11 protein-coding genes are annotated in these 15,377 nt (G+C 73.0%); 5 read left to right on the forward strand and 6 right to left on the reverse strand.

What is annotated here, in order from left to right; genetic code table 11:
• Positions 1–44: 44 nt before the first annotated feature.
• Positions 45–1,121, forward strand: a complete 1,077-nt coding sequence (locus AMYTH_RS0139550) for a GNAT family N-acetyltransferase (protein ID WP_027934871.1) — start codon at positions 45–47, stop codon at positions 1,119–1,121.
• A gap of 179 nt (positions 1,122–1,300) precedes the next feature.
• Here the strand turns inward: AMYTH_RS0139550 and def are convergent, their stop codons facing one another.
• On the reverse strand, positions 1,301–1,801 hold the full coding sequence (def, locus tag AMYTH_RS0139555) for a peptide deformylase (RefSeq protein ID WP_017983961.1): 501 nt from the start codon (positions 1,799–1,801) through the stop codon (positions 1,301–1,303).
• An 81-nt stretch (positions 1,802–1,882) separates the two neighbouring features.
• The gene (locus AMYTH_RS0139560) at positions 1,883–6,499 is read right to left on the reverse strand and encodes an ATP-dependent helicase (RefSeq protein ID WP_027934872.1); all 4,617 of its coding nucleotides are present in this window, start codon (positions 6,497–6,499) and stop codon (positions 1,883–1,885) included.
• 112 nt (positions 6,500–6,611) lie between these two features.
• Between AMYTH_RS0139560 and AMYTH_RS0139565 the strand changes: the two genes are divergently transcribed.
• Positions 6,612–8,462, forward strand: a complete 1,851-nt coding sequence (locus AMYTH_RS0139565; protein ID WP_027934873.1) for an Hsp70 family protein — start codon at positions 6,612–6,614, stop codon at positions 8,460–8,462.
• On the opposite strand, the gene AMYTH_RS51005 is transcribed toward AMYTH_RS0139565, so the two are convergent.
• On the reverse strand, positions 8,463–8,588 hold the full coding sequence (locus tag AMYTH_RS51005) for a hypothetical protein (protein ID WP_267283917.1): 126 nt from the start codon (positions 8,586–8,588) through the stop codon (positions 8,463–8,465).
• A gap of 42 nt (positions 8,589–8,630) precedes the next feature.
• Here AMYTH_RS51005 and AMYTH_RS0139575 point away from each other — a divergent pair, with 42 nt between their 5' ends.
• From AMYTH_RS0139575 to AMYTH_RS0139585, 3 genes are all read left to right on the forward strand, one after another.
• Complete coding sequence (locus tag AMYTH_RS0139575) at positions 8,631–8,825, forward strand: DUF3046 domain-containing protein (RefSeq protein WP_017983957.1); 195 nt, start codon at positions 8,631–8,633, stop codon at positions 8,823–8,825.
• 204 nt (positions 8,826–9,029) lie between these two features.
• Positions 9,030–10,070: a recombinase RecA gene (recA, locus tag AMYTH_RS0139580; protein ID WP_017983956.1), complete on the forward strand. Its 1,041-nt coding sequence runs from the start codon at positions 9,030–9,032 to the stop codon at positions 10,068–10,070.
• A 3-nt stretch (positions 10,071–10,073) separates the two neighbouring features.
• A complete protein-coding gene (locus AMYTH_RS0139585; RefSeq protein ID WP_020419628.1) occupies positions 10,074–10,610 on the forward strand; it encodes a regulatory protein RecX in 537 nt (178 codons plus the stop codon).
• A gap of 765 nt (positions 10,611–11,375) precedes the next feature.
• Here AMYTH_RS0139585 and AMYTH_RS0139590 read toward each other — a convergent pair.
• From AMYTH_RS0139590 to AMYTH_RS0139600, 3 genes are read right to left on the reverse strand one after another with little or no spacing between them, the layout of a single operon-like run.
• Positions 11,376–12,437, reverse strand: coding sequence for a pyridoxal phosphate-dependent aminotransferase (locus AMYTH_RS0139590; RefSeq protein ID WP_037323042.1), 1,062 nt, complete (start codon positions 12,435–12,437; stop codon positions 11,376–11,378).
• Entirely contained in the window at positions 12,379–13,896 is a 1,518-nt protein-coding gene (locus tag AMYTH_RS0139595; RefSeq protein WP_027934875.1) for an aminotransferase-like domain-containing protein, read from the reverse strand. The genes AMYTH_RS0139590 and AMYTH_RS0139595 overlap by 59 nt, the downstream gene beginning before the upstream one ends.
• A gap of 10 nt (positions 13,897–13,906) precedes the next feature.
• Positions 13,907–15,343, reverse strand: a complete 1,437-nt coding sequence (locus tag AMYTH_RS0139600) for a lipase maturation factor family protein (RefSeq protein ID WP_027934876.1) — start codon at positions 15,341–15,343, stop codon at positions 13,907–13,909.
• Between the last annotated feature and the right edge of the window lie 34 nt (positions 15,344–15,377).

Here is a 15,377-nt window from a genome sequence, read left to right on the forward strand (position 1 = left end):
CCGTCCGCGATCGTTATGGGATGTTGATTAGCACGCGAAGAGCGGTGCCGCAGGTGGTCGTCGAGGACGAGGTCTCGTCGGTCGTCTGGCGGGTCCGCATCCGGATGGACGACCACCCCGGCATGCTGGCGCGCATCGCGATCCGGATGGCCGACCTGGAGTGCAACATCCTGGGGCTGAACGTGCTCCCGGTGCCGGGCGGGGTGCTCGACGAGGTGGTGATCCGGCCCGCGACCGGGCTCACCAAGGAGCAGCTGGTCGCGGCTATCCAGGCTGAGGGGTGCGAATGCTCGTGCATCACCGACGCCGACGTGCGCGAGCTGGTGGACGCCTCCGCCGCGACGCTGACGGCGGCCGCGCGGGCGGTCGACGACCCGTCGCGCCGGGCCGAGGTGCTGCGCGAGGTGCTGACCGCGGACCTCGTCACCGTCGTGCCGCTGGCCGAGGCCAACCCGGCGCGCGTCGAGGGCGGCCACCGGGTGGTGTTCGCCGTGGACGGGGAGACCGCGCTGGTGGCCCGGCGGCGGTGGGCCCCGTTCGTGCAGCTGGAACTGACCCGCGCGGAGGCACTGCTGGCACTGCTGGACGGCGCGCGGCGCAACGTGTCCAGCCCGCTGGCCCTGACCTGCGCCGACGGCGCGGCGGTCGTGCTGCGCGAAGGCAAGCCGGCCGACGCCGAGGCGGTGTCCGCGATGCACGCGCGGTGCTCGATGACCACGCTCTTCGCGCGCTACCACACGGGGATGCGCACCATGCCGCGCCGCTGGCTGCACCGCCTGCTGGTGCCGCCGCGCGGCATGAGCCTGCTCGCGGTGTGCGGGCGCGAGGTGATCGGCGTCGGGCAGCTCATCCCCGGCGCGACGGGCGAGATCGCCGAGGTGTCGCTGCTCGTCGAGGACGGCTGGCAGCGAAACGGCGTGGGCACCGCGCTGATGGGACGCCTGGCGGAGATCGCCGCGGCGCGCGGCTGCCGCAGGCTGGTGGCGGTGTCACTGCCCGGGCGGGACGGCATCTACCGGACCGCGCAGCGGGCGGGGCTGGCGCCGGAGCCGCCGGAGGAGGAGGGGCTGTTGCGGATCGACCTGGAGGCCGCGGGTGCTCGGGTGCTGAGTGAGCTGTAGCTCCGCCGCCGCGAGATTGCTTTCCGGCAACGCGCGGGGTCGCTCAAGGCCGCCGCGCAGGGAGGCTCGGGGCCGCGCTCGTCGCGGCCCTCATGACGCCCGGGGAGCGCCGGCACGGCGATGCCACCGTGGCTCGTAGGGCAACGCTCACCGGGCTCGCGACCGCCTCTGCGCGAGGGTCAGCGGTTCCAGAACCAGTCCTTGTCGCGCGCCTGCTTGAGCGCCTGCCGCTTCCGGTCCTTCTCCAGCCGGTCGAGGTAGAGCATGCCGTCGAGGTGGTCGGTCTCGTGCTGGAGGCACTGCGCCAGCACATCCTCGCCCTCCACGGTGACCGGCTCGTTCCGCAGGTCGACGCCGCGCACCACCGCGCGCTTCGCGCGGCGGGTCGGGAACCACAGCTCCGGCACGGACAGGCAGCCCTCGTTGATCTCGTGCGTCTCCTCGGACAGCTCGACGATCTCCGGGTTGATCACGTACCCGAGCAGGTTGTCCACCTCGTAGCTGAACACCCGCAGGCTCACCCCGATCTGCGGCGCGGCCAGCCCCGCGCGCCCGTCCGGCCGCACGCTGTCCAGCAGGTCGGTCACCAGCTGCTCGAGCGTCTTGTCGAACTTGGTCACGGGATCGCAGACCGTCTTGAGCACCGGGTCGCCGAAGTACCGCAGCTCCCGCAACGCCATCGGGGTTGTCCTCTCACTCGTTCGGGTCGCGAAAAGTAAATCGTGCTCGCCCGGAGTGAGCCAACGGAGGGTGGCGTGATCTCAGGCTCGCAGCCGCAGCCCCTTCGGGGTGGCGCGGAACCCGGCGTCCCGGAGGACGTCGGCCAGCGCGGACGTCAGGGCCTGCTCGCCGTCCGCCCGCTGGACCGCCAGCTGCCCCAGCCAGCCCTCGCGGACGGCGCGGGACAGGGCGTGCGCGGCCGCCTTCAGCGTCGGCTCGTCCTCGGTGAACGACAGCAGCGACCGCCCGCCCCGTTCGACGTACAGCGCGGGCACGCCGTTGACCAGCACCACCAGCGCGCCTGCCTTGCGCGCCGGGCGGTGCTTGGTGTCGCCCAGCGCCGCCGGCCACGACAGCGCCGCGCCGTACGGCTGGGCCGGGTCCGTCGCCGCCAGCACGACGGCGTCGGCCATCGCGTCCGGACGCCGCGTGCCGCTCGGATCGGACAGCGCCCGCAGCCGGTCGACCGCGCCGCGCGCGGCGAACTGCGCCGCGCCCAGGCCCTCCACGACGTAGCCGCGGATCACCTGGCCCGAGTCCTCCATCGCCCGCAGCACCTTGTAGATCCCGGAGAACCCGCCGGTGACCCGCTCGGTCTCCAGCGCGCCCCGCGTCAGCACCCCGTGCCGCTCCAGGAACGCTTCCGTCCGCGCGTGCGTGCGCCGCGTCGGGTCGGATTCGCGGACCGGCGTGAGCGCCCACCGGCCGGCCACCGTCGGCGGCCCGGTGCGCGACGGCATCGCCGGCCGCCCCGCGCGCATCCGCCCGTACCGGCTGCGTGGCGTCGCCTGGCGGGGTTTGTGCGCCGCGCCCTTGCCCGACACCAGGGCCCGCAGCGGGGCCAGCGTGTCGCCGGTGACCGTGCCCGCCCACACCAGGTCCCACAGCGCGCCCACCACGTCGGCGTCGTTGGGCGCGCTGTCCAGCAGCGGCGTCACCCGGTCGACGAGCTGGCGGAAGAACAACGCGCCGCCGTCGAGCGCGGCGAGGATCGCCTCGTGCAGCGGGCTGGTGGGCGGCTCCTCGTCGGCCTCGGGCAGCAGCAGGTCGGCCACGTCGGCGGGCGCCAGCGACACCCACCCGTCGCCGCCGGCCAGCGCCCCGGCGCCGCACCACACGACCTCGCCCGCGGTCATCAGCTCGTCCATCAGCGCCGGGTAGTACCCGGGCAGGCGGCTCGGCAGGATCAGCGACTCCAGCGCGCTCGCCGGCAGCGGCGCCCCCGCCAGCTGCTCGACCACCGACAGCACGTCGTCGACGCTCGGCGCGGCCCGCATCCGCGCCCCGATTCCGTGCCAGGACGGCAGGAACCGGCCCAGCGCCGCGGGCTCCACGGGCTCGACCTCGGCCCGCAGCCGGGCCAGCGACGCCCGCCGCAACCGCCGCAGCACCGCCGCGTCGCAGTACTCGGTGCCCGCGCCGTGGGTTTCCGGATGCCCCACCGGACGCAGCTCGCCGCGCACGAGACGGCCCTCGGCGGTGAGCCGGTCGAGCACACCCGTCACCACCGCGGGCCCGAGCCCGAACCGCTCCGCGGCCTGGTGCGCCGAGAACGGCCCGCGGGACCGCGCGTACCGGGCCAGCAGGTCGCCGAGCGGATCGGCCACCGGCTCGGTGAACGCCTCCGGCACCCCGATCGGCAGCGCCACCCCCAGCGCGTCCCGCACCCGGCCCGCGTCCTCGATCGACAGGTTGCGGTCCGCGCCCGCGATGCGCACCCGGATGACCCGCCGCTGCGCGACCAGCTCGTCCAGCCACTCCCGCCGGACGCCGCGCGCCACGGCCTCCTCATCGGACAGATCACCCAGGAACCGCAACAGGTCCGCGGTCTCCTCGGCGTTGCGCGCGTGCCGGTCCGGCTCCAGCCGCTGCAACGACCGCTCGACCTCGTCGACCACCTCGGCGTCGAGCAGCTCTCGGATCGCCTCGGTGCCCAGCAGCTCCGCCAGCAGCGTCGAGTCCAGCGACAGCGCGGCCGCCCGCCGCTCGGCCAGCGGCGCGTCCGTCTCGTACAGGAACATCCCGACGTAGCCGAACATCAGGCTGCGCGCGAACGGCGACGGCGACGGCGTCTCCACCTCGGCGACCTTCACGCGCCGCGCCCGCACGTCCGCCATCAGCTCACGCAGGCCGCCCACGTCGTAGACGTCCTGCAGACATTCGCGCATCGCCTCCAGCACGACTGGGAACCGCTCGTACTTCGCGGCCACCGAGAGCAGTTGCGAAGCCCGCTGGCGCTGCTGCCACAACGGGGTGCGCCGCCGCGGATCCCGGCGGGGCAGCAGCAACGACCGCGCCGCGCACTCCCGGAAGCGTGCGGCGAACAGGGCCGAACTGCCGACCTCGGCGACGATGACCTGCTCGACCTCCTCCGGGTCGACCAGCACGTCGTCGGTGCCGATCGTGACCTCGGCGCCGTCGCTGTCCAGCGCTTCCGGCAGGCGCAGCACGATGCCGTCGTCGGAGTGCATCACCTGGGCGTCCACCCCGCGCTGCTCCCGCAGCCGCGCCGCGATCGCCAGCGCCCACGGCGCGTTGACCTGTGCGCCGAACGGCGAGTGCAGCACCACCCGCCAGTCGCCCAGCTCGTCGCGGAAGCGTTCGAGCAGGATCGTGCGGTCGTTGGGCACGTGCCGCGTCGCCGCCTTCTGCTCGGTCAGGTAGGTCAGCAGGTTGTCGCACGCCAGCTCGTCCAGGCCCGCCTGCCGCGCCCGCTCACGCGCCTTCTCGTCGTCCGAACTGGACAGTTCGCGGACGAACGCGCCCAGCGCGCGGCCGAGTTCGAGCGGCCGCCCCGGCGCGTCGCCCTTCCAGAACGGCATCCGCGCCGGCTCACCCGGCGCGGGCACCACGATGACCCGGTCGTGCGTGATGTCGGTGATCCGCCAGGACGACGTGCCCAGCAGGATCGTGTCGCCCACCCGCGACTCGTAGACCATCTCCTCGTCGAGCTCGCCGACCCGCGAGCCGGGGCTGCCGTCGCTGCCCGGCGTCATCACGGTGAACAGCCCGCGGTCGGGGATCGTGCCGCCGGAGGTGACCGCGAGCCGCTGCGATCCGGGCCGCCCGCGCAGCTCACCCGACACCCTGTCCCAGGTGATGCGCGGGCGCAGCTCGCCGAACTCCTCGCTCGGGTAGCGCCCGGCCAGCATGTCCAGCACCGCCAGCAGCGCGTCGTCCGGCAGCGCGGTGAACGGCGCGGCCCGCCGCACCGTCGCCGCGAGGTCCTCGACCGACCACGGCTCCAGCGCCACCATCGACACGATGTGCTGCGCCAGCACGTCCAACGGGTTGCGCGGATAGCGCACCGCCTCGATCGCGCCGGCCGTCATCCGCTCCGACACCACCGCGCAGGACACCAGGTCGCCCCGGAACTTCGGGAACATCACGCCGGTGGACACCGCGCCGACGTGGTGCCCGGCGCGGCCGACGCGCTGCAGCCCGGACGCGACCGTCGGCGGCGCCTCGATCTGCACCACCAGGTCGACCGCGCCCATGTCGATGCCCAGCTCCAGCGACGACGTGGCGACCACACACGGCAGCAGCCCGGACTTCAGCTCCTCCTCGACCCGGGTGCGCTGCTCGCGTGACATCGAGCCGTGGTGGGCCTTCGCGACCGTCGCCGCCGCACCCGTGGTGAGCCCGGACTCGCCGATCGCCTCGGCGGGGAACCGCTGGTCGGCAGCCAGCTCCGTCTGCTCGGCGGCCAGCTCGTTGAGCCGCGCCGTCATCCGCTCGGCCAGCCGCCGCGAGTTCGCGAACACGATGGTCGACCGGTGCTGCCGGATCAGCTCCAGCACCCGCTGCTCCACCGACGGCCAGATCGACGGCCTGCGCACCGCGGCCGGCTCGTCCGGCGGGCTGTCGTCCGGCAGCATCGCGTCCAGCCGCTCCAGCGGGCTCGGCGCGGGCGCGTCCAGGTTCGCCATGTCCTCGACCGGGACCTCGACCCGCACCTCGATGGTCTTCGCCGTCTTCGGCTGCACCACCCGCACCGGGCGGCCGCCGGTGAGGAACGAGCCGACCTCGTCGATCGGGCGCACGGTCGCGGACAGGCCGATGCGCTGCGCCGGCTTCGGCAGCAGCGCGTCCAGCCGCTCCAGCGACAGCGCCAGGTGCGCGCCGCGCTTGCCGCCTGCCACCGCGTGCACCTCGTCCAGGATCACCGTCTCGACGCCGCGCAACGACTCGCGCGCCGACGAGGTGAGGATCAGGAACAGCGACTCCGGTGTGGTGACCAGGATGTCCGGCGGGGTCTTGAGGAACGTGCGGCGCTCGGCGGCGGACGTGTCGCCGGTGCGCATGCCCACCGTGATCTCCGGCGGCGTCTGCCCGAGCCGGTGACTGGCCTGCCGGATGCCCGCCAGCGGCGCCCGCAGGTTGCGCTGCACGTCGACCGCCAGTGCCTTCAGCGGCGAGACGTAGAGCACCCGGCAGCGGCGCTGTGCGTCCGCGGCAGGTGGCCCGGCGGCCAGCCGGTCCAGCGCCCACAGGAACGCCGCCAGCGTCTTGCCCGAGCCGGTCGGAGCCACGACCAGCGCGTGCTCACCCGCCTGCGCGGCGCGCCACGCCCCCGCCTGCGCCTCGGTGGGCGCGGCGAAGGCACCCGCGAACCAGGCGCGGGTGGCGGGCGAGAACAGGTCGAGCACGTCGGTCACGCATCCATGATGACCGGGGGGTACGACAATTTCTCGCGGGTGCCGCACGCGCGGTCCCGGGCAGCGTGGCAGCATCACGTCCTGGCCTGGGTGGATCGTGAGGGGAAGAGCTGTGCGCATCCTGTCGGTGGATCTCGGTACGTCCAACACCGTGGCGGTGCTGTCCGCGCACGGGCGGCCACCGCGCGTGGTCGAGGTGGACGGCTCGGCCACCATGCCCTCGGCGGTGTTCGCCGAGGAGGGCGGCGCCCTCGTGGTCGGCCGCGACGCCGAGCGCCGGGCGCGCCTCGACCCGACCCGCTTCGAGCCCAACCCCAAGCGCCGCGTCGACGAGCAGACGCTGCTGCTCGGCCAGGACGTCGTGCCGGTCAACGAGGCGCTGGCCGCGGTGCTGCGCCGCGTGCTCGACGAGACCACCCGCCAGCTCGGCGGCGACCTCCCCGACGAGGTCCGCCTCACCCACCCGGCGCAGTGGGGCCCGACCCGGCGCAACGTGCTGCTGTCCGCGGCGCGGCTGGCCGGCCTGACCGGCCCGCTGCTGCTCGTGCCCGAGCCGGTCGCCGCGGCCGCGCACTTCGCGTCCTTCCCCGGCCGCGCGCCCGCGCCCGGCCAGGCGCTCGCGGTGTACGACCTGGGCGCGGGCACCTTCGACGTCGCGGTCGTCGGCGCCACCCAGAACGGTTTCACCGTGCTGGCCGAGGACGGCCTGCCCGACCTCGGCGGGCTCGACGTCGACCAGGCGCTGATGGTGCACGTCGGCCGCGAGGTCTCGCACTCGGACCCGCAGCGCTGGCAGCGGCTGCTGCGCCCGGAGTCGACCGCCGACCGGCGCACCCGTCGCGCGCTGCAGGAGGACGTCAAGGCCGCCAAGGAGGCGCTGTCCCGGCTGCCGCAGACCGAGGTGCCGATGCCCGAGCCGTTCAACGACGTCCTGGTGACGCGCGGCGAGCTGGAAGCGCTGGTGCGCCCGGCGCTGCTGCGCAGCGTCGAGCTGCTGGGCCGCACGGTCGCCGCCGCCGGGCTGTCCCCGGACCGGCTGGCCGGCATCTACCTCGTCGGCGGGTCGAGCAGGCTGCCGCTGGTCGGGTCGATGATCGCGGAGAAGCTCGGCATCGTGCCCACCAGCCTGGACCAGCCGGAGACCGCGGTCGCGCTGGGCGCGCACCACGTGGCCCGCGACGGCATCAGCATGCGCACCCAGAACGTCGAAGGGCAGGTCGCCGCAACCGGGACGCCTCCGGGGTTCCCGCCGCCCCCGGTCGCTACCGTGCCGGGCACCCCGCCGGGCGGCTACCCTGGCGCGTCGCCGTACCCGCAGGCCGGGTACCGGCCCGCGCCGTCGAACTTCCCGAGCCTGCCGCCGGCCGCGCCGCCGAAGAAGGACCGGAAGAAGCTGGTCACCGGCGTCGCCGCGGTCGTCGTGGTGCTGCTGGCCGCGGTCGCCACCTACCTGTTCTGGCCGTCGTCCAGCTCGTCGGCGACGACGTTCAGCGCGGCCGAGTGCCAGCAGCCCGGCGCCACCGACTCATCAGGCTTCACCGGCTGCCTGCGCCAGCTTGCCGGCACGATCGCCGACGGCCAGTGCGCGCCGGGCGCCGGCACCGGGGACATCGCCCCGCCGGAGGACGAGAACATCGGCGTGCTGACCACCTGCTCGGCGCCCGCGCTGGCCGGGGCGCAGGTCACCTACCTGCACGGGGTGTCGGCGGCGAAGGTGAAGGAGTACACCGACCGGCTGCTCGGCGCGGTCGGCGGCAACCAGGTGCGGGCCGCGTGGAAGGGCAACGGCCTGGACGGCAGCTACTCGTCGGCGTCCGCGCGGAGTTCGGCGGTGCTGGTGTTCACGGTCGCCGACCGGCCGCTGGCCGGGATCGTCTACCAGAAGGCGGGCACCGGGCAGGCGCCGCTGTCGGCCGGTGACCTGGCCACCTACTTCGAGCAGCACGTGCAGCCCGGGGAGTAGCTACTTCCGGTTGCGCATGTTCCACAGCGCCCGCAGCGCCACGACGATGGCGGCGACCAGGACGGCCGCCGAGGCCACGGCCATCGCGGTGGGACCCCAGGACGGCATCTCCTGCGCGGAGGTCATGCGGACACGGTACCCGGCGCGCCGGTCGCTACCCTGGGTTCGATGCGTATCACCGTGTTCCGCCAGCTGATGGCCGACGAGTTCGGGCCCGGCCGGGCGGAGATCCTGGCGAAGGACCACGTCTTCAGCGGCCTCGGCGGCCGCACCGTCGAGCAGGCGCTGGCCGAGGGGACCCCGGCGAAGGAGATCTGGCGGGCGGTGTGCGCGGAGTTCGACGTGCCGCCGGAGCGCCGGTGACCGTTTCCCGGAAAATCCGCGCCCTCGGGTGTGTCGCTCTTGCCTCGAACACGTGTTCGGCTATTGTGTTGTCCACATCGGGGTCAACGATCCACAGCCTCGTCTCGGCGCCCGGAATTGTCGGACCCCGCCCGTAGTCTCGGGCCACAGCGAAAACAAACTCGAACACCAGCCCCACAGGCTCTGACGACGAGGTGGATTTCCATGCCAGCAGCACCCGACAAGGACAAGGCGCTCGAGCTCGCCCTGGCCCAGATCGACAAGCAGTACGGCAAGGGCTCCGTCATGCGGCTGGGCGAGGAGACCCGCCCGCCCATCGGCGTGATCCCGACCGGCGCCATCGCACTCGACATCGCACTCGGCATCGGCGGCCTGCCGCGCGGCCGCGTCATCGAGATCTACGGCCCGGAGTCCTCCGGTAAGACGACGGTCGCCCTGCACGCGGTCGCCAACGCCCAGAAGGCGGGCGGGATCGCCGCGTTCATCGACGCCGAGCACGCGCTCGACCCGGAGTACGCCAAGGCGCTCGGGGTGGACACCGACGCGCTGCTGGTGTCCCAGCCGGACACCGGTGAGCAGGCGCTGGAGATCGCGGACATGCTGATCCGCTCCGGCGCGCTGGACATCCTGGTCATCGACTCGGTGGCCGCGCTCGTGCCGCGCGCCGAGATCGAGGGCGAGATGGGTGACTCGCACGTCGGTCTGCAGGCCCGGCTGATGAGCCAGGCGCTGCGGAAGATCACCGGTGCGCTGTCCAACTCCGGCACCACCGCGATCTTCATCAACCAGCTGCGCGAGAAGGTCGGCGTCATGTTCGGCTCGCCGGAGACCACCACCGGTGGCAAGGCGCTGAAGTTCTACGCGTCCGTCCGGCTCGACGTGCGCCGCATCGAGACGCTCAAGGACAGCGGCGAGGCGGTCGGCAACCGCACCCGGGTGAAGGTCGTGAAGAACAAGGTCGCGCCGCCGTTCAAGCAGGCCGAGTTCGACATCCTGTACGGCGTCGGCGTGTCCCGCGAGGGCTCGCTGATCGACATGGGTGTCGACCAGGGCATCCTGCGCAAGTCCGGCGCCTGGTACACGTACGAGGGCGACCAGCTCGGCCAGGGCAAGGAGAACGCGCGGAAGTTCCTGCGCGACAACCCGGACATCGCCAACGAGATCGAGAAGCGCATCAAGGAGAAGCTCGGCATCGGGCCGCAGGTCGACGCCGAGGCGGCCGAGCCCGCCCCGGTCGACTTCTGATCGATGCCCAGGTTCGACCCGAAGGAGCTGTCCCGGGACGAGGCGTGGAAGAAGGCCAAGGAGGTCTGTTTCGACCTCCTGGCCATCCGCGCCCGCACCAAGGACGAGCTGCGGCAGGCGTTGCGGCGCAAGGGTTTCGACGACGAGATCCGCGAGCAGCTGCTCGGCAAGCTGGACGACGCCGGCCTGATCGACGACGCCGCGTTCGCCGAGCAGTGGGTGCGGTCGCGCCACGCCTACCAGGGCCTGGCGCGCACCGCGCTGGTCGCCGAGCTGAAGCGCAAGGGCGTCGACGCGGAGGTGGCCGCACAGGCGGCGGGCGAGATCGACCGCGAGTCGGAGGAGCAGCGGGCGCGCGAGCTGGTGCGCAAGCGGCTCCGCACGATGACGACGCTGGACGAGCAGACCGCGACCCGCCGGCTGCTCGGCACGCTCGCCCGCAAGGGCTACCCGCAGGGCCTGGCGTACACCGTGGTGCGCGACGAGCTCCGCAACGCGGGCGCCGACGCAACCCCCCTGGACGACGCGACGCTGGACTGAGCCCGGCGCCCTTTTCTGGACCCACGACTGAGCCCACCGCAGACCTCTGTGGTGGGCTTCGTCGTGGGGCAGCTTTTGTCGTGGGGTTCGCTCTGCGTGGGTCGCGTCGGCTAGCTGCCGTGGCGTGAAACACGGCTGCCTTGCAGGGCATCGCCGCTGCCGCGAGCTCATCCGGAGACAGCCCTCCCGCACCCGCCAAGCCCACCCCACAGGAGTGCGGCTAGGGCGTGTCTGACAATGCCTTGGCCCAGGTGACTACGGCATGCAGGACGATCGCTGATCGGTAGACGATCTTGTCGTGGCGAGTGGCCAGGCCACGCCTGTGTTTGAGCAGGTTGAAGTGGCGTTCGACGGGGTTGCGGCCGTGGTGGTCGACCGTGTGGAAGGCGGGTGGTCGCCCGCTGCGGGAACTGCGGCGTTTGCGGTGTCCGGCCTGGTCGGCGGGTTCGGGGATCGATCGACGCCCACCGAGCATCCGAGAGCAACTGAAACCGCGAAACGGCCAGCACCATTCCAGCCACCAGCCCGACCATTTGTCAGTCAGGCCCTAGGCGGGCATAGGGGCGGCTGGAGTCACGATCGCTCCGGCCTCGACCTCTGCACAATCCGGCGCACCCAGCGACCGGCGTCCCACGGTCCGCCGCATCGCCAAACAGTTCTCCGCGAGAATGACTTTCGTGCGGTCGCTGTGGACAACTCACACCACGAAATGCGTCTCTGGCAGCCGTACGAAATGGCGACTTCGCGCACTCACCGCTGGTTCTCTCACCCACCCGCGACTCGGATCAGTGCCTGGCTCATCAGCTCGAGCGCTTCGCGCAGGCGCTCGACCGGTTCGTGGGCGAAGCCGAGCCGGAAGACGGCCGGGTCGTCGCCGAACCAGTCGCCGGGGGAGACGGCCACCCCGGCCGCCGTCAGGCGGTTGTAGAACTCCGGCGCTCCGGATTCCACGCGCAGGCAACAGAAAGCTCCCGCGTCGGGGCGGAGCCAGGTCACCCGGCCGTCCTGTCGCGGCACCCAGGCGGCCACTTCGGCGAGCCCGGCGCGCATCCGTGCCCGCTTTCCGGCCAGCACGTCGTCCGCGCGCCGCAACAGTTCCAGCGCCAGGAACTCGTCCAGCGTGCCGCACGACACCGCGCTCGTGAACTTCGCCCGGCGCAGCTCCTCGTACCACTCGGGGTCCCGCGCGGTGAGCCAGCCGATCCGCAACCCGGGCGCCCCGTGCGCCTTCGAGAACGACCCGCACGTCAGCACCCGCGGCGACACCGCGGCGAACGACTCGATCTCCGAATACGCCGCCTCCCGGTAGGTCTCGTCGACCAGCACCATCGCCTCCGGGCACACCTCGGCCGTCGCCGACAACACCGCGTCGATCTCGTCCCGGGTGAACGCCACCCCGGCCGGGTTCTGCGGCGTCGCCAGCATCACCAGCGCCGTCCGCGGGGTCAGCGCCGCCCGCAGCGCCGCCACGTCCAGGCGGTACCCGGTCTCGAACCGCAACCGCACCGTCCGCACCCGCTCCGCGAGCCCACGCGCCAGCCCGAGCATCGGCGGGTACCCGGGCTGCACCACCACGACCTCCCCGTCGGCGACCAGCCCGACGAGGAACATCGCGGCTCCGGCGCCCGCGGTGACCAGCACCTCGTCCGCGGCCACCCCGAGCCGCGCGCCCAGCAGCGCCCGCAGCTCCTCGTCACCGGCGGACGTGCCGTACCCGAGCGGGAACTTCGCCAGGCGGCCGACATCGACCAGCTCGGCGACCGTCAGATCACCGCAGGTGCTCTCGGCCAGGTCGTACCGGGGACTCTCGTCCAGCAGACTCGTCATCGCGCTCGGCGGGAAACGTCGCATGCCGATCACCCTCGCCGGTCCCGGCCCCGCCCGACAGAGCCAATCCCGCGTGATTGGCTCCCGGATAGTCGTCCCACGCCTTCCGCAACCGCCGCACCGCCTCGGACAACGCCGCCGGCGGCAGCGTGAACGGCACCCGAATGTGCTCGCCACTGGACTCGTGCGCGGCCAGCGACGTGCCCTCCAGCAACGCGACGCCGTACCGCAACGCGAACTGCGCGAACCGCCGCGAATCGGCCCCCGGCAACCGGATCCACAGCGTCTGGCCGCCCGGCGGCGTCCGGAACTCCCACGACGGCAACGCCGCGCGCAGGTCCCGCACCACCTGGTCCCGCCGCTCCCGCAGCTCGTCCTGCCGCTCCGTCCGCAGCCGGCCGAGCCGCGCGAACAACGCGACCCCGATCGCCTGCGCGACGACGTCCGTCCCGAGGTCGGCGACCGCCTTGAGCCGCGCCAGATCGGCCGCGGTCCGCGCATCGGCCCGGACCCAGCCGATCCGCACCCCGCCCCAGATCAGCTTGCTCAGCGACCCCACGCTGATCACCTCGCTGCCGTACCGGGCGAGCGGCGCGGGCCGTGGACCGTCGAGCGTGAGGTCGGCGAGCACGTGGTCGTCGACCAGCGGTACCTGGTGGGACTCGCACAGCGCCACCACCTGCCGCGCCGCGTGCGGCGGCAGCACCGAGCCGGTGGGGTTCTGGAACGCCGGCACCAGGTACACCAGCTTCGCCCCGCCGACGACCTCCGCCAGGTGCGGCACCGACACGCCGTCCGCGGTCAGCGGCACCCCGAGGATCCTTGCCCCGCCGCCGCGGAACGCGTCCAGCGCGCCCGGATACGTCAGCTCCTCGACGGCCACCGCGTCGCCGGGCCGCAGGAACAGCTGCGCCAGCAACGAAATCGCCTGCTGGGCACCCGAGGTGACGACGATCTGCGCGGGCTCGGTGGGCACCCCCAGCGCGGCGTAGTAGTCCGCGATCGCCTGCCGCAACGCCGGAATGCCGGACGGGTGGTAGCCGATGCCGAAGTCGCCCACCGCGGCCTCGGCGACGACCTCGGCGAGGTACGCGGGCTGCGGCGGCGCCGCGCAGGTGAGGTCGATCAGGTCCGGCACCGGGTCGAGCAGGTGCAGGAACATCGGGTTGAACTCCGCGACCACCCCACGCCCCGGCCGCGGTGGCCGTCGCACGAAGGTGCCGCTGCCGCGGCGGCGCTCGACCAGCCCACGGTCACGCAGCACGTCGTAGGCGGCGACCGCGGTGTTGCGGCTGACCGCCAGCTCCGCGGCCAGCGCACGCTCGGTCGGCAGACGCCCGTCGGCCGGGATCTCACCCCGCTCGACCAGCCCCTCCAGGCGCGCGGCCAGCTTCAGGTAGAGCGGCTCGCTGCCACTGGACCACCGGCCGAGCAGCTCCGCGAGCCGGCCAGCGTGCATCCCGTCCTCCTCAGTCGACGGCGACCACCGCGCCGTGCGGCCCGAGCTTCGTCGTCGGCAGCACCGGGCCCCGCGGTTCACGCACCCACCACGCCCCAGTCTCCCTGCGCTCACGTGGGGTCGTGAAGCGGTACCGGTAGAGCCGCGCCCGCAGGTAGGCAGGCCGCCTGCCGTCGAACGGGTCGCGCCGCAACAGCTTCAGCGTGCCCGGATCCGCCGCCAGCAGCTTCTCCGCCAAACCGGGCAGCCACGATTCGGCGTACCGGGTGGACAGCGCGGCGAACCACATCAGCCAGTCCAGCCGCAGGTGGTAGGGCGCGAACTGCGCTGGGCGCCGCCGCGGGTCGCCGGGCTTGCCCTTGAACTCGTACTCGCGCCACACCGTGTTCTCGTCGGGCGCGGGATCGTCGGTCGCCTCGATGACGATCTCGTGCCGCACCTTGGTGACGCTGCCGAACGCGCCGTAGGTGTTGACCAGGTGCAGCCGGTCGAAGCTGGTGTTCATCACCTGCTCGCGCGACGCCAGGTTGCGCGCGGGACGGTAGCTGAGCCCAACGACCAGCACGGTCAGCCCGAACACGAGAACGTGCTGCCACACCGGCGGTTCGGCCAGTTCCGGCACCGGCGCCGGAATGATGTCCACAACGGACACCGCGATGGCGATGGTGAGGAAGTTCAGCCACGAGAAGTTCCCGCTGGCGACCAGCCACAGCTGGGTGAGGATCATCAGCAGCGCGGCCGCGCTCGCGGCGGGTTGCGGCGCGAAGAGCGCGAACGGCACCACGAGCTGGGTGAAGTGGCTGGCCGCGGCCTCGACCTTGTGCAGCGGCTTGGGCAGGTGGTGGAAGTGCCAGCTCAGCGGTCCGGGCATCGGCTGGGTTTCGTGGTGGTGGTAGAGGCAGGTCAGGTCGCGCCAGCACGCGTCGCCGCGCATCTTGATCAGCCCGGCGCCGAATTCGAGCCGGAACAGCACCCAGCGCAGCAGCCACAGCACGAGCACGGGCGGGGCGGTGTCGGCCGGGCCGAGGAAGATCGCCAGGAACCCGACCTCGAGCAGCAGCGACTCCCAGCCGAACGAGTACCAGATCTGGCCCACGTTGACGATCGACTGGTACAGCAGCCACGGCACCAGCCAGGCCAGCATCGTCGCCCACACGGGGGTGTGGTCGAACAGGCCGAGGACGAGCGCGGCCGAGATGGCGACGCCGGTCCAGGCGACGCCCGCGAACAGCCGGTCCGAGTAGCGCCAGTGGAACAGGCTGGGGGCGCGGCGGAACGGCACGCGGCGGGTGAACCGGGGGATGGGCAGCAGGCCCCGCTCGCCGATCAGCGGCCGGAACTGCAAGGCCGCGCCCAGGAACGCGACGAGGTAGATCGCGGCGAGCGCCCGCTGGAACAGCAGCCGGGGCGCCCAGTAACCCGGGTCGGCGAGCCACTCCCATCCCACGGCGATCTCCTTCGCCAGACGAGGTGCCGTGAGG

Source organism: Amycolatopsis thermoflava N1165 (assembly GCF_000473265.1).
Taxonomy (GTDB): Bacteria; Actinomycetota; Actinomycetes; order Mycobacteriales; family Pseudonocardiaceae; genus Amycolatopsis_E; species Amycolatopsis_E thermoflava.